This window comes from Variovorax paradoxus EPS (genome assembly GCF_000184745.1).
Taxonomy (GTDB): domain Bacteria; phylum Pseudomonadota; class Gammaproteobacteria; order Burkholderiales; family Burkholderiaceae_C; genus Variovorax; species Variovorax paradoxus_C.
Window position 1 is genome coordinate 4,975,757 of the sequence record NC_014931.1, and the last position, 14,019, is coordinate 4,989,775.

At 66.6% G+C, this 14,019-nt stretch carries 11 protein-coding genes; 7 read left to right on the forward strand and 4 right to left on the reverse strand.

The genetic code is table 11. From position 1 onward, the window contains the following. The first annotated feature begins 1 nt into the window (after position 1). The 3 genes from VARPA_RS22795 to VARPA_RS22805 all read left to right on the forward strand — a co-directional run bounded on the left by VARPA_RS22795 (position 2) and on the right by VARPA_RS22805 (position 3,220). On the forward strand, positions 2-1,135 hold the full coding sequence (locus VARPA_RS22795) for an AI-2E family transporter (protein WP_013542942.1): 1,134 nt from the start codon (positions 2-4) through the stop codon (positions 1,133-1,135). Between the two features lie 146 nt (positions 1,136-1,281). Next, positions 1,282-1,716 carry a DUF2141 domain-containing protein gene (locus tag VARPA_RS22800; protein ID WP_013542943.1) on the forward strand — a complete coding sequence of 145 codons (435 nt, stop codon included), beginning with the start codon at positions 1,282-1,284 and terminating at the stop codon, positions 1,714-1,716. 7 nt (positions 1,717-1,723) lie between these two features. Then, positions 1,724-3,220: a carotenoid oxygenase family protein gene (locus tag VARPA_RS22805; RefSeq protein WP_013542944.1), complete on the forward strand. Its 1,497-nt coding sequence runs from the start codon at positions 1,724-1,726 to the stop codon at positions 3,218-3,220. A 371-nt stretch (positions 3,221-3,591) separates the two neighbouring features. On the opposite strand, the gene VARPA_RS22810 is transcribed toward VARPA_RS22805, so the two are convergent. Continuing rightward, complete coding sequence (locus tag VARPA_RS22810; RefSeq protein WP_013542945.1) at positions 3,592-4,494, reverse strand: LysR family transcriptional regulator; 903 nt, start codon at positions 4,492-4,494, stop codon at positions 3,592-3,594. Positions 4,495-4,712: 218 nt separating this feature from the next. On the opposite strand from VARPA_RS22810, the gene gcl reads away from it, so the two are divergent. From gcl to VARPA_RS22825, 3 genes are read left to right on the forward strand one after another with little or no spacing between them, the layout of a single operon-like run. Beyond that, on the forward strand, positions 4,713-6,506 hold the full coding sequence (gene gcl / locus VARPA_RS22815; protein ID WP_013542946.1) for a glyoxylate carboligase: 1,794 nt from the start codon (positions 4,713-4,715) through the stop codon (positions 6,504-6,506). A gap of 25 nt (positions 6,507-6,531) precedes the next feature. After that, positions 6,532-7,311, forward strand: a complete 780-nt coding sequence (gene hyi, locus VARPA_RS22820; protein WP_013542947.1) for a hydroxypyruvate isomerase — start codon at positions 6,532-6,534, stop codon at positions 7,309-7,311. A gap of 28 nt (positions 7,312-7,339) precedes the next feature. Beyond that, positions 7,340-8,251 carry a 2-hydroxy-3-oxopropionate reductase gene (locus tag VARPA_RS22825; RefSeq protein WP_013542948.1) on the forward strand — a complete coding sequence of 304 codons (912 nt, stop codon included), beginning with the start codon at positions 7,340-7,342 and terminating at the stop codon, positions 8,249-8,251. Between the two features lie 134 nt (positions 8,252-8,385). On the opposite strand, the gene VARPA_RS22830 is transcribed toward VARPA_RS22825, so the two are convergent. Then, positions 8,386-9,726: an NAD(P)/FAD-dependent oxidoreductase gene (locus VARPA_RS22830; protein WP_013542949.1), complete on the reverse strand. Its 1,341-nt coding sequence runs from the start codon at positions 9,724-9,726 to the stop codon at positions 8,386-8,388. A 246-nt stretch (positions 9,727-9,972) separates the two neighbouring features. Here VARPA_RS22830 and VARPA_RS22835 point away from each other — a divergent pair, with 246 nt between their 5' ends. Continuing rightward, positions 9,973-12,276, forward strand: coding sequence for an NADP-dependent malic enzyme (locus tag VARPA_RS22835; protein ID WP_013542950.1), 2,304 nt, complete (start codon positions 9,973-9,975; stop codon positions 12,274-12,276). Between the two features lie 29 nt (positions 12,277-12,305). Here the strand turns inward: VARPA_RS22835 and VARPA_RS22840 are convergent, their stop codons facing one another. Together VARPA_RS22840 and VARPA_RS22845 are read right to left on the reverse strand one after the other, a co-directional pair. Next, positions 12,306-13,667, reverse strand: coding sequence for a DUF2875 family protein (locus VARPA_RS22840; protein ID WP_013542951.1), 1,362 nt, complete (start codon positions 13,665-13,667; stop codon positions 12,306-12,308). Further along, positions 13,667-13,894, reverse strand: a complete 228-nt coding sequence (locus tag VARPA_RS22845) for a hypothetical protein (protein WP_144299024.1) — start codon at positions 13,892-13,894, stop codon at positions 13,667-13,669. The genes VARPA_RS22840 and VARPA_RS22845 overlap by 1 nt, the downstream gene beginning before the upstream one ends. Between the last annotated feature and the right edge of the window lie 125 nt (positions 13,895-14,019).

A 14,019-nucleotide genomic window follows, 5' to 3' on the forward strand; every position in this document is an offset into this window, starting at 1 on the left:
TATGAATTCACCCCAACTCCAGCGCGGCGTGTTCATCGCCCTGCTCGCCGCCGTCACCGTTGCCTTCGTCTGGGTGCTCCTGCCGTTCTTCGGTGCGGTGCTGTGGGGCGTGGCGCTGGCGATCCTGTTCACGCCGCTCTACAAGTGGCTGCTGAAAAAGATGCGCGGCAAGCCCAATGCCGCCGCGCTCGCGACGCTGGCGATCTGCCTCTTCATCGTGATCCTGCCGCTGGCGATGGTGGGCGTGTCGCTGGTGCAGGAAATCGCGCTGGTCACGCAGAACATCCGTTCGGGGCAGATCAACTTCGCGGCCTACTTCCAGCAGATCCTCGATGCCTCGCCGCAGTGGCTGCTGAGCCTGGTGGAGCGCTTCAACCTCGGCGACATGGCGGCCTGGCAGGCCCGCATTTCCACAGCCGCCGGGCAGGCCAGCCAGATCATCGCGAGCCAGGCCCTCGCCATCGGCCAGAACACCTTCGATTTCATCGTCAGCTTCTTCGTGATGCTGTACCTCCTGTACTTCCTGGTGCGCGACGGCTCGACGCTCTCCAAGACCATGCGCGACGCCGTGCCGCTCGCCAAGCCGCACACGCATTACCTGCTGAACAAGTTCACCACCGTGATCCGCGCCACCGTGAAGGGCAACGTGGCCGTGGCCATCGCGCAGGGCACCATCGGCGGGCTCGCGTTCTGGTTCCTCGGCGTGCAGGGCGCGCTGCTGTGGGCGGTGCTGATGGCCTTCCTGTCGCTCCTGCCCGCCGTGGGCGCGGCGCTCATCTGGGGGCCGGTGGCCATCTACTTCCTGGCCACGGGGCACTTCTGGCAGGGCGGCGTGCTGATCTTCGTGGGCGTGTTCGTGATCGGCCTGGTCGACAACATCCTGCGTCCCGTGCTCGTGGGCAAGGACACGCAGATGCCCGACTACATCGTGCTGATGTCCACCATCGGCGGCATGGCGATCTTCGGCATCAACGGCTTCGTGATCGGGCCGGTGATCGCGGCGCTGTTCATGGCGGCGTGGAGCCTGTTCGCGGACTCGGGGCACGTGGGCAACGGCCACCAGACGATCGAGCCGCCGCAGGCGCCCGAAGCCGCCGACCCGGCCGCCCTGCCCGAGAACCGCAAGAAGGGCTGAACCCGGCAGGTTGCCGGCGCTTCTCGCGCCGGTCGCGCGCATTCGCTGCATTTGGCGCGCGCATTTCCGCATTTCGTCGCATGCCGCTGGGCACCGCCAGGTGCCTGCGAGATCGTCGGGGCCTCTTCACTGCAACGAGGCCCGCCATGCATCTTTTCGCTCTCCCCTCCCGTCCGGCCGTGCGCGCGATGTGCGCCGCCGCCTTCCTCGCGCCGCTGGGCGCGCTCGCCGCCGACCTGCGCCTGAGCGTGGCCGATGGCCCCGCCGCCGATGCGACGCTGTACGTCGCGCTCTACGACAGCGCCGCCGGCTTCGCGGGCAACGCGCTGGCTTCGCAGATGGTGCCGATGCGCGCCGGTGCGGCGCAGCTCGTGTTCCCGGGCCTGGCGCCGGGGCGCTATGCGGTGCGCGTGTTCGCGGACGAGAACGGCAACGGCAAGCTGGACACCAACCTCTTCGGCATGCCGACCGAACGCTATGGCTTCTCGAACGACGCCAAGGGCAACCGCGGCGCACCAGAGTTCGACGCTGCGGCGATCGGCGTCGATGCCGACCTGCAGACCGTCATCCACCTGCGCTGAGGCCGCCATGCAAAGACGCGAACTCATGCGCCTGCTGGCTTCGGCCGGTGCACTCTCCCTTCTTGCGCCGCTGGCGCGCGCTACCGGTACGGACAACTGGCAGGCCGACTTCGAGGCCTCCGACGTGCCCTGGAAGACCGGCTTCGCCACGCCGCCAGGCGATCTTCCACTGACCCGCGCCACGGTGCGCGGGCGCTTCCCCGACGCCGTCGCCGGCACGCTGTTCCGCATCGGCCCGGCGGGCCACGACATGGGCGGCGAGCGTTACCACCACTGGTTCGACGGCGACGGCATGGTGCATCGCTTCGTGATCGACGGGGCGGATGTGCGCCAGCAGGGCCGCTACGTCGCCACGCCCAAGCGCGTGGCCGAGGTGCGGGCCGGACGCCGGCTGTTCGAGGCCTTCGGCACCATGCCGCCGGGCGTCGAGCCGCCGACCTCGGCCGACAGCATCAACGTCGCGAACACCAGCGTGCTGCCGCTGCGGGGCGAGGTGCTGGCGCTGTGGGAAGGCGGCTCGGCCACACGCATCGACGCGCGCACGCTGGACACGCTGGGCGTGAAGACCTGGCGCCCTGATCTCGCGGGCATGCCCTTCTCGGCCCATCCCAAGGTGGACCCTGACGGCACGGTCTGGAACTTCGGTGTCAGCAGCAGCCAAGGCCTGATGGCGCTGTACGAGATCGGTGCCGACGGGGCGCTTCGCCGCGCGACCGCGCTGCCGGTGCCCGACATCGGGATGGTCCACGACTTCGCCGTGACCGATCGGCACCTGGTGTTCCTGATGCCGCCGCTGGTCTACGACAGCAAGCGCAAGGAAGCCGGTGCGAGCTTTCTGGATGCCCATGTCTGGCGCCCTGAACTGGGCATGCGCGCGCTGGTGGTCGACAAGCAGAACTGGGACAAGCGCCAGATGCTCGCGCTGCCGGCCGGCTTCCTGTTCCACGTGGGCAACGCCTGGGAAGAAGACACGCCGCGTGGCACGCAGATCCACATCGACTATGTGCGCTCCGACAACGCCGATTCGGTGTTCACGACCAACCGCGAACTGATGCGGGCGCGCATCGCGAGAAGCACCCGTCCGCACCTGACCGTCGCCACGCTGAACCTCGGCACCGGCGAGGCCACGCAGAAGGCACTGCCGCTGGAGGCGGAGTTTCCGCGCATCGACCCGCGGCGCGTCGGCCTGCGCCATCGCCAGGTGGTGCACGCGACGCAGCTGCGGCCCGGCCTGCCGGGCTTCGGTGCGGTCGCGCGCACGGATGTCGAAACCGGTCGCAGCCAGCACTTCAGCTACGGGCCACGAGCCATCGTGGAAGAGCATGTCTTCGTGCCGGACGGCGCAAAGCCGGGCTGGGTGTTGGGCACGGTGCTCGACTTCGGCCGGCAGAAAACGGTGCTGTCGTGCTTCGCTGCCGATCACCTGGCAGCAGGTCCGGTGGCACAGGCCGTGCTGCCGTACGCGCTGCCGCTGGGCCTGCACGGGGCGTTCGTTCCGGCCTGAAAAAATCCAACCGTTCACGTTGACCTGTCGAAGCGCCGCGCGAGGCTTCGACAGGCTCAGCCCGAACGGTTGTTTGAACTCGAAGCGAACGACGGTCGGGTTTACCGCCTCTTCCCAATCCGTTCGCACTGAGCTTGTCGAAGTGCCGGTGCAAGGCTTCGACAAGCTCAGCCCGAACGGGCGCGTGGGGCTCAGCCCGAACGGGCGCGTGGGGCTCAGCCCGAACGGGCGCGTGGGGCTCAGCCCGAACGGGCGCGTGGGGCTCAGCCCGAACGGGCGCGTGGGGCTCAGCCCGAACGGGCGCGTGGGGTTCAGCCCGAACGGGCGCGTGGGTTCAGCCCGAGCGGATGTCGATGAATCACAAGTCCGTATCAGGCCGCCCACCAGCCTTCGTCGAACCGCCCCTGCAGGAACGCCACGAAGCCCGACACCTTGCCCGGCACCAGCTTGGGCGACGGGAACACGGCGTGGATCTCCTGCTCGGGCAGCGCATGGTCGCCGAGCACCGCGACCACCTTGCCCGCCGCCATCGACTCGCTCGCCACGTAGCGCGGCATGAGCGCAATGCCCAGCCCGTCGCGCGCGGCCGCCAGCACGGCTGAGAGGTTGTTCGAGCGGAAACGCCCCGAAACCGGAACCGTCACCGGCTCGCCCTTGGGCGTGTGCATGCGCCAGAACTCGTCGCCCACCACGCTGCTGTAGATGAGCGCCACGTGCGCGCCGAGGTCCTGCGCGCGCTTGGGCGTGCCATGCTTCTTCAGGTAGCCCGGCGCCGCCACCATGACCCACGGATTCGCACCCAGGTAGCGCGCGCCCAGCGACGAATCGGCCAGCTTGCCCATGCGGATCGCCACGTCGATGCCCTGCGCGATGAGGTCGACATAACGGTCCTCGAAGCTCAGGTCGAGCTGCACCTGCGGATGCCGGCGCATGTATTCGAGTGCCAGCGGCACCACCACGCGCCGCCCGAAAGCCACCGAGGTGCCCACGCGCAGCAAGCCCTGCGCCTGGTTCTGCCGCAGCTGCACGATGCTGTCGGCCTCCTCGGCATCGCGCACGATGGTCTTGCACTTCTCGTAGTAGAGCGCGCCCGGTTCGGTGAGGCTCACGCCGCGCGTGTTGCGGTTGAGCAGCCGCACCTTCAGCCGCGTTTCCGTCGCCGCGATCTGCTTGGTCACGGTGGGTTGCGTGGTGTTGAATTCGCGCGCCGCTTTCGAGAAGCTGCCGGTCTCGACGACCCGCACGAACATTTCCATTGCCAAGAGTCTGTCCATTGGCGGATGGTAGTCACTTATTCCAATGCGGAATAGGTTTTATGGTCCGCAGCCGTCTTCTTGAAATCCCACCGTGTTCCTAGAGTCGGCTCACCGATCCACGAACACCGAGGAACCGGCTCTGCCGGGCCTCTGGTGTTGCCCCCAGCAAGGGGGTTGGCGAAGCGACACGAAGTGCGCGAAGCCTGGGGGTTTACTTAATTTCTGGAGACAGTCCCATGGCAAAAATGAAAGCAGTCCAGGCCGCCGTGCTTGTGATGGAAAAGGAAGGCGTCACGCAGGCCTTCGGCGTGCCCGGTGCCGCCATCAACCCGATGTATTCGGCGCTGCGCCAGCGCGGCAGCATCTCGCACATCCTCGCGCGCCACGTCGAGGGTGCCTCGCACATGGCCGAGGGCTACACGCGTGCGGTGGCCGGCAACATCGGCGTGTGCATCGGCACCTCGGGGCCCGCGGGCACCGACATGATCACGGGCCTCTACTCGGCCTGGGCCGATTCGATTCCGATCCTCTGCATCACGGGCCAGGCGCCGCGCGCACGCCTGTACAAGGAAGACTTCCAGGCGGTCGACATCGAGTCGATCTCCAAGCCCGTCACCAAGTGGTCGGTCACCGTGCGCGAGCCCGGTCAGGTGCCGCAGGTCTTTCAACAGGCCTTCCACCTGATGCGCTCGGGCCGCCCCGGCCCCGTGCTCGTCGACCTGCCCTTCGACGTGCAGATGGCCGAGATCGAGTTCGACATCGACAGCTACGAGCCGCTCGTCCCCTACAAGCCGGCCGCCACGCGCGCCCAGATCGAGAAGGCCATCGGCATGCTGCAAGCGGCCGAGCGCCCGCTGATCGTGGCCGGCGGCGGCGTCATCAACGCCGATGCGTCCGACCTGCTCGTGCGTTTTGCCGAAACCACCGGCGTGCCGGTGATTCCCACGCTCATGGGCTGGGGCGCGATCCCCGACGACCATCCGCTGATGGCCGGCATGTGCGGCCTGCAAACGAGCCACCGCTACGGCAACGCGACGATGCTCGCGAGCGACTTCGTGCTGGGCATCGGCAACCGCTGGGCCAACCGCCACACGGGCTCGGTAGACGTCTACACCAAGGGCCGCAAGTTCGTGCACGTGGACATCGAGCCCACGCAGATCGGCCGCGTGTTCACGCCCGACTTCGGCATCGTCTCGGACGCCAAGGCTGCGCTGGAGCAGTTCGTCGCCGTCGCCGAGGAAATGAAGGCCGCCGGCAAGCTCACCGACCGCCGCGAGTGGGCCAAGTCGTGCATCGAGCGCAAGAAGACCATGCTGCGCAAGACCAACTTCGACAGCGTGCCGATGAAGCCGCAGCGCGTGTACCAGTGCATGAACAACAACTTCAGCAACGACACCTGCTACGTGAGCACCATCGGGCTCTCGCAGATCGCCGCTGCACAGTTCCTGCACGTGTACAACCCGCGCCACTGGATCAACTGCGGCCAGGCCGGCCCGCTGGGCTGGACCATTCCCGCCGCGCTGGGCGTGCGTGCCGCCGACCCGACGCGCAAGATCGTCGCGCTCTCGGGCGACTACGACTTCCAGTTCATGATCGAGGAGCTGGCCGTGGGCGCGCAGTTCAAGCTGCCGTACATCCACATCGTGGTGAACAACTCCTACCTCGGCCTCATCCGCCAGGCGCAGCGCGGCTTCGAGATGGACTACTGCGTGCAGCTCGCGTTCGACAACATCAACGCGGGTCCGGACGCCGGCATCGAGAGCAGCTACGGCGTCGATCACCTGAAGGTCGTCGAGGGCCTGGGCTGCAAGGCGATCCGCGTGAACAAGCAGGAAGAGATCGCTCCGGCCATCCAGCGCGCCGAAGCGCTCATGGCCGAGTTCAGCGTGCCGGTCGTCATCGAGGTGATGCTGGAGCGCGTGACCAACATCGCAATGGGCACCGAGATCGACAACATCACCGAGTTCGAGCCCCTGGCCGAGCACCCCGCCGATGCGCCCACCGCGGTCGCGGCCGAGATGCTGGACTGAGCGAGCGAACCAAGGAGACACGCACATGCCCAAGTTCGCAGCCAACCTCACGATGCTCTTCACCGAGCTGCCGTTCATGCAACGCTTCGAAGCCGCCGCCAAGGCGGGCTTCAAGGGAGTGGAATACCTCTTCCCGTACCCCTTCGAGAAGAAGGAACTCGCCGCGGCGCTCCGCACCAACGGCCTGCAGCAGGTGCTGCACAACCTGCCGGCCGGCGACTGGGACAAGGGCGAGCGCGGCATCGCGTGCCTGGCCGACCGCACCGGCGAATTCGCCGAAGGCATCGGCATGGCGATCGACTACGCCACCGCGCTCGGCTGCCCGCAAGTCAACTGCCTCATCGGCAAGGTGCCCGAGGGCGCCGACATCAATGTGGTCAATCGCACGGTGATCGACAACCTGCGCCTGGCCGCGCGGGAGCTCGAGGCGGCCGGCATCCGCATGCTGATCGAGCCGATCAACACCTTCGACATTCCGGGCTTCTACCTGAACCGCACCGACAAGGCGCTGGCGCTGATCGAGGCGGTGGGCTCGCCCAACCTGAAGGTGCAGTACGACATCTATCACGCACAGCGCATGGAAGGCGAGCTCGGCAACACGCTGACCAAGCACCTCGCGCAGATCGGCCACATCCAGCTGGCCGACAACCCCGGCCGCGGCGAGCCGGGCACGGGCGAGATCAACTATCCGTGGCTCTTCAAGCACATCGATTCGCTGGGCTACGACGGCTGGATCGGCTGCGAATACAAGCCGCGCAGCGACACGGTCAATGGCCTCGGCTGGCGTGAAGCGCTCACGCAATAAAAGACAACTTCAGATCGGAAAAAGAGACATGACGACAACACCCCAGAAGATCGGATTCATCGGCCTCGGCATCATGGGCGCCCCCATGGCGGGCCACCTGCTCGACGCGGGTCACCAGCTCTTCGTGAACACGCAGGGCAACACGCCCGAGCCCTTCATCTCGAAGGCGAAGATCTGCGCCTCGGCCGCTGAAGTTGCGCGCCAGGCCGACATCATCTTCATCATGGTGCCGGACACGCCCGACGTGGAAAAGGTGCTCTTCGGCGAGCCGGGCACGCCCGGCGTGGCCGAGGGCCTGAAGGACTCGCGCGGCAAGATCGTGGTGGACTGCAGCTCCATCGACCCGATCGCCACCAAGGCCTTCGCCAAGCGCATCGTCGCGCTGGGCTGCGGCTACATCGACGCGCCGGTCTCGGGCGGCGAAGTGGGCGCCAAGGCCGCGAGCCTCACGATCATGTGCGGCGGCGACGAAGGCACCTTCGAGCGCGTGAAGCCGCTGCTCGACAAGATGGGCAAGAACGTCACGCTGGTGGGCGCCGTGGGCGACGGCCAGGTCTGCAAGGTGGCCAACCAGATCATCGTGGCGCTGAACATCGCCGCGGTGGGCGAAGCGCTGCTGTTCGCATCGAAGGCCGGCGCCGATCCGGCCAAGGTGCGCCAGGCGCTGATGGGCGGCTTCGCTAGCTCGCGCATTCTCGAAGTGCATGGCGAACGGATGATCAAGCGCACCTTCGCGCCGGGCTTCCGCATCGCGCTGCACCAGAAGGACCTGAACCTCGCACTGCAGAGCGCGCGTTCGCTGGGCGTGGCGCTGCCGCAGACGGCGGGTGCGGCGCAACTGATGAATGCCTGCGCGGCGCTCGGCCATGGGCAGTCGGATCACTCGGCGCTGGTCAAGGCGCTCGAAGCGCTGGCGCAGCACACGGTCACGCCGGACTGATCGGTCACCACCGTTCGGGCTGAGTCATCACTCCGAACAGGTGGAGTCTTCACCACCGTTCGGGCTGAGCTTGTCGAAGCCTTGCGCAATCAAGCGCCGGCCCTTCGACAGGCTCAGGGAGAACGGTGACGACGTCAGGTCTTTGCGGCTTCCAGTGACTCTTTCAGGTTCCGCCGCCGCCATGCCCAGGTCTTGATGGCCTGCGGCAGGATGCCGATGCACGAGGCGTAGTACGTCACCTTGAAGCCCCAGAAGCGCGGGCCGATGGGCGTGTCGCGGAACAGGTCGCCGGCCAGGATGGACAGGAGCGCCTCCTGCATCCGCCAGATGTTGCGCGGCGCCATGAAGAGCCGGCGGATCGCCGGCGAGGTGATGCGGTAGATGAACCACGAGAACATCTTCGGCCCGCGCTTCATGACCTTCTCGTAGTGGCGGAAGGCCTTCTCGGCCTCCTTCGCCTCGCCTCTGAGCCACAGGTCGGCCGCGTTCGCGGCCTCGAAGCCGCTGTTCATCGCCAGGTACACGCCCGAGGAGAACATCGGATCGACGAAGGCGTAGGCGTCGCCCACCATCATGAAGCGGTCGCCGCGGCAGAACTTCGAGTCGTAGGCGTAGTTGCCGGTGGCGGTGGCGCCTTCCATCAGCGTGGCGTTTTTCAGGCGCGCGGCCAGCTTGGGCGCGAGCGCGATGGTCTCCATCAGGAAGTCTTCGAGCGACGCACCCTGGCGGCGCTTGAAATACGCGGGCGAGGCCACGGCGCCGACGCTCACGGTGCCGTCCTTCAGCGGGATGTACCAGAACCAGCCGTGGTCGAACCAGAAGAGCGAGATGTTGCCCTCGAAGCGGCCCGGGCGGCGCTCGGCATTGGCGAAGTGGCCATAGAGCGCCGCGCTCGCGTGCTTGCGGTTGCGCTGCTTGGCGTCGAACTGGTTCGACAGCAGGGTGTCGCGTCCGCTGGCATCGATCACGAAGCGCGGGCGCCACTGGGTCTCGGTGCCGTCGTCGGCCTTGATCTTCACCAGCGGGCGGTTGTCTGGCGTGCCCTTGCCGGCATCCATGTCCACGCCGGTGACGCGCTGGCCCTCGAAGGTGCGCGCGCCGCGCTTGCCGGCGTGGCGGAACAGCAGTTCGTCGAATTCCGAGCGGCGCACATGCACCGCGTACGGAAAGCTCTTGTCCATCGCCTGGCCGAAATCGAAATGGCTCGTATGGTCGTGCCAGGGCGAGACGAACTCGGCGCCGTGCTTCTTGATGCCGATGGCCTCGACCTCGGTGCGCACGCCCAGCCGGTCGAACAGCGGCATGTTCATCGGCAGCAGCGATTCGCCGATGTGAAAGCGCGGATGCTGCGCCTTCTCGATCAGCACCACGTCGTGGCCCTTGTCCGCCAGCAGCGCGGCCACGGTGGAGCCCGAAGGGCCGCCGCCGATGACCACGACATCGGGGTCGGTGGTGGTGAAAGGTCCGGGTGTCATGCGCTGCCCCTCCGTTGTCTTCGTGTCTGGGTTGACGATGCCGGCCGCCGTCGCGGCAAGGCTCGGCCTTGTTATGGTTAAGTGGTTAACCTTGATTCACCATGGTTAACAGCGCCGGAGTTTAGCGAACCGGCCGACCCGGTTTCGCTCAGGCTATGGGTTCAGGCGTTTTCGGCATTCCCCCCGCGCGAGAGGGCCGCGCTTTTGCGGTAGCCTCATTGCCCGTCAGAAACAAGGAGACATTTCATGGCTGCACCCCTCTCCCCCGCAGAAGAAGCACTTCGCGAGGCAGCGCGCGAATACCATCGCTCGCCCGTCAAGGGCAAGATTTCGATCACCCCCACCAAGCCCCTGCTGAACCAGCGCGACCTGTCGCTGGCCTATTCGCCGGGCGTGGCCTATCCCTGTCTCGACATTGCGGCCGACCCGTCGCTGGCGGTCGAATTCACCGCCCGCGGCAACCTCGTGGGCGTGGTCACCAACGGCACCGCGGTGCTGGGCCTGGGCAACATCGGCCCGCTGGCCGCCAAGCCGGTGATGGAGGGCAAGGGGTGCCTCTTCAAGAAATTCGCCGGCATCGACGTGTTCGACATCGAACTGGCCGAGAACGACCCCGACAAGCTGGTCGACATCATCGCGGCGCTGGAGCCCACGCTGGGGGGCATCAACCTGGAAGACATCAAGGCGCCCGAGTGCTTCTACATCGAGAAGAAGCTGCGCGAGCGCATGAACATCCCGGTGTTCCATGACGACCAGCACGGCACGGCCATCATCTCGGCCGCGGCGCTGATCAACGGCCTGGAACTTGTCGGCAAGAAGATCGAGGACGTGAAGATCGCCGTCTCGGGCGCCGGCGCAGCAGCCATCGCGTGTCTCGACGTCATGGTCGGCCTGGGCGCCAAGCCCGCCAACATCTACGCCTGCGACTCCAAGGGCCTCATCTACATCGGCCGCGCGGGTGGTTTTGACGAATCGAAGTCCCGCTACGCCCAGGAAGACACCGGCGCCCGCACTCTGGCCGACGTGGTGAAGGACGCCGATGTGTTCCTCGGCTGCTCGGCCCCCGGCGTGATGACGGCCGACATGGTCAAGACCATGGGCACGCAGCCCATCATCCTGGCGCTGGCCAACCCCGAGCCCGAGATCCGGCCCGAGCTGGCCAAGGCGGTACGGCCGGACTGCATCATCGCCACGGGCCGTTCGGACTATCCGAACCAGGTCAACAACGTGCTGTGCTTCCCGTACATCTTCCGCGGTGCGCTCGATTGCGGCGCCACCAAGATCACGGAAGAAATGAAGCTCGCCTGCGTGCGCGAGATCGCCGACCTCACCAAAGCCGACATCAGCGAGGAAGTGGCCACGGCGTACGCGGGACAGGAGCTCTCGTTCGGCCCCGACTACATCATTCCGAAGCCCTTCGATTCGCGGCTCATCCTGCGCATCGCGCCGGCCGTGGCCAAGGCGGCTGCCGCTTCGGGCGTGGCCACCCGTCCGATCGAGGACATGGAGGCCTATCGCCAGCACCTCACGCGCTTCGTCTACCAGACCGGCATGTTCATGCGCCCGGTGTTCACCGCAGCCAAGCTTGCCACCGCCAAGCGCGTGGCGTACGCCGAAGGCGAAGACGAGCGCGTGCTGCGTGCCGCGCAACTGGCCGTGGACGAAGGTCTGGCGCACCCGATCCTGGTGGGCCGCCCTGCCGTGATCGAGGCGCGCATCAAGAAGGCGGGCCTGCACATCCGCCCGGGCACCGACTTCGAGATCGTCAATCCTGAAGACGACCCGCGCTTCCGTGTGTACTGGGAGGCCTTCCACAAGCTCATGGGCCGCCGCGGCGTGACGCCCGAGGCCGCCAAGACCATGGTCCGCCGCTCCAACACCACCATCGCCGCGCTGATGCTGCACCTGGGCGATGCCGACGCGATGATCTGCGGCCTGGTCGGACGCTTCGACGTGCACCTTGAGCACATCCGCAACCTGATCGGCCTGAAGCGCGGCGCGCCGGGCTTCGCGACGCTGAACGCGCTCACGCTCGAGAAGCGCACGGTGTTCATTACCGACACCAACGTCAACGAAGACCCGAGCGCAGAAATGCTCGCGAGCATCGCGCTGATGGCCGCCGAGGAAGTGCGCCGCTTCGGCTTGCCGCCCAAGGTGGCTTTTCTCTCGCACTCGAACTACGGCACCTCCAGCCGCGGCTCGGCGCGCAAGATGCGCCTCGCGCGCGACCTGTTCGCGCAGATGGCGCCCGACATCGAATGCGACGGCGAGATGCACGGCGATGCCGCGCTTTCGGAAGAAGTGCGCCGCACCGCACTGCCCGAGACCACGCTCACCGGCGAGGCCAACCTGCTCGTGTGCCCGAATCTCGACTCGGCGCACATCCTCTACAACGTGCTGAAGATGACCGGTGCCAATGGCATCACGGTCGGCCCGATCCTCTTGGGCGGCGCGGGCTCGGCGCATGTGCTGACGCCTTCGTCGACCGTGCGGCGCGTGGTCAACATGACGGCGCTGGCTGTGGCGAATGCGACGACGGCGTTGAAGTAGCCTGGTACGACGCCCTCCGGGGCGGCGTACTAGATCACATAGGGGCGCGCGCTCGTCCTCGCGCGCTGCTCGGCGCTCGGCGGCAAGAGCCCGAAGACCAGGGCGCCGCGCGGGTCGCGCAGGTTGACGACAAGCGCAGGCTCGTTGGTTTCCCAAACCGCGATGCTTGCCAGGCCAATGGCTGCATTCATGCTCGCCGCGCCCAGCTCTCCACCAAGGCACTGCTCCAGCCTGAAACCGCGCCCCGGATCCAACAGTCCGCTTTGCGGTGCGGCCTTGGCCATGCTGCGGGCGAGCAATGCGGCGGCGGTGTCGTCTCGGTCCGATGTGGCGCTGTAGAACACCCGCTTGAGCGGCCGTTCAAGCAAAGAGTCCTCCAACGTGGACTTCAGTGCCGCTTCCAGCGCTCGGGCCCGCTGATCCTCCGACATGTCCGCACCGAAACTCGCGACGCTGGGCTTGAGCAACAGCGCCAACGTCGGCATCTGCGCGTACTGCTCGTACTGCGCCCGACTCCATGGCGACGGCACGTTGGGCGTCGGTTTGAAATCGCCGCGCGATACGCGGTAGTTCATGCCACCGTCGTAGGCCTCGGTGTGCAGGCCGCCAAAGCCATGCGGGCCGCGTCCCACCACGCCGTTGGGGAAGCGACTCTCCTGGCTGGCATCGCGCACGTGCAACGACCACTCACGCAACCATTCGGCCGCCTCGGGACGCGTGAGCAGCAGGCCCGAGAAGATGTCGCGCAACTGCCCGGGACGCTTGGGCCGCGCAAGAATGTCTTCGAGCGATTCGCTGCGCTGCCCTTTCGGGTTCTCCCATCCGCCAAGTTCTGCGCGCACTGCGTAGCCGTCTTCGGCCCATACCAGCAGGCTGTTGAGGTCGCCCTGGGTATCGAAGGCATTGCAAGCCGATCGCCAGAGATCGACACCTGCCACCTCGAAGCTCGGCCGCGTCTTGAAACCCAACTGGTGGAATGCCATGCCCGCCGGACCGTTCTGCAATTGCCAGGGCACCCCGCCCGTGCGCTCGCTGCTCTGGTAGGTGGTGCTCCATTCCGCCAGTGCTGCCCTGTCCGTTTGCGTGGATGGCGGCAATGCCATCTTGGTGGGCAGGGGATAGTTCTCCACGAAACGGCCGCGCTCGTCGTTCCTTGGCCGGTGGGTTAGTGCGGCGCGCAACGCGGCGCTGCGAAACAGACCTGCCATCTCGCGGCATTTGTCCAGCGAGCCCGGCGGAGTGGGCTCTTGTTCGTCGGGTGATGCCCGGCGTTGCACGCGGTCCCACAAGGGACCTGCGGGCACATGGTCCACGCGCAGCCCTACCCCGGAAACATGCAAAAACCTGGCGGGCGATGCGGCAGCGGGCTGATAGCGATAGCGTCTTGTCATCACTGTGCTCCCGTCGGGTTCGCAATTGACTGGGGCGCGGATGCCGGCACGTTGCCGGTCACGATGCCCGGCGGCATCGCCTTGTCGGAGTCGGGCAGCTTGCCTGTTGCGTAGTAGGGGTCGCTCTTCTTCCAGTCGGCCAGATCGAGCAGGTAGTTCCAGTACTTCTCGTCGTGCCAGGCGTAGCCCAGGCCCACGGTGACGTCGTAGCTGAGCACGTTCGCCACGGGTGAGCTGTTGTCCTTGTTGCTAAAGCGCAAGATAGCCGCATGGTTGGTGTGAGCTGGCCCCTTGAATGACAGGACACGGTCTATCGCTTATCTTTAAAGATAGGAGTAGGACTGTGAGTACG

Bases quoted from the DNA above. Each gene is read 5' to 3' on its own strand.
- VARPA_RS22795 (WP_013542942.1), top strand. From the start codon at position 2: ATGAATTCACCCCAACTCCAGCGCGGCGTGTTCATCGCCCTGCTCGCC.
- VARPA_RS22800 (WP_013542943.1), top strand. From the start codon at position 1,282: ATGCATCTTTTCGCTCTCCCCTCCCGTCCGGCCGTGCGCGCGATGTGC.
- VARPA_RS22805 (WP_013542944.1), top strand. From the start codon at position 1,724: ATGCAAAGACGCGAACTCATGCGCCTGCTGGCTTCGGCCGGTGCACTC.
- VARPA_RS22810 (WP_013542945.1), bottom strand. From the start codon at position 4,494: ATGGACAGACTCTTGGCAATGGAAATGTTCGTGCGGGTCGTCGAGACC.
- gcl (WP_013542946.1), top strand. From the start codon at position 4,713: ATGGCAAAAATGAAAGCAGTCCAGGCCGCCGTGCTTGTGATGGAAAAG.
- hyi (WP_013542947.1), top strand. From the start codon at position 6,532: ATGCCCAAGTTCGCAGCCAACCTCACGATGCTCTTCACCGAGCTGCCG.
- VARPA_RS22825 (WP_013542948.1), top strand. From the start codon at position 7,340: ATGACGACAACACCCCAGAAGATCGGATTCATCGGCCTCGGCATCATG.
- VARPA_RS22830 (WP_013542949.1), bottom strand. From the start codon at position 9,726: ATGACACCCGGACCTTTCACCACCACCGACCCCGATGTCGTGGTCATC.
- VARPA_RS22835 (WP_013542950.1), top strand. From the start codon at position 9,973: ATGGCTGCACCCCTCTCCCCCGCAGAAGAAGCACTTCGCGAGGCAGCG.
- VARPA_RS22840 (WP_013542951.1), bottom strand. From the start codon at position 13,667: ATGACAAGACGCTATCGCTATCAGCCCGCTGCCGCATCGCCCGCCAGG.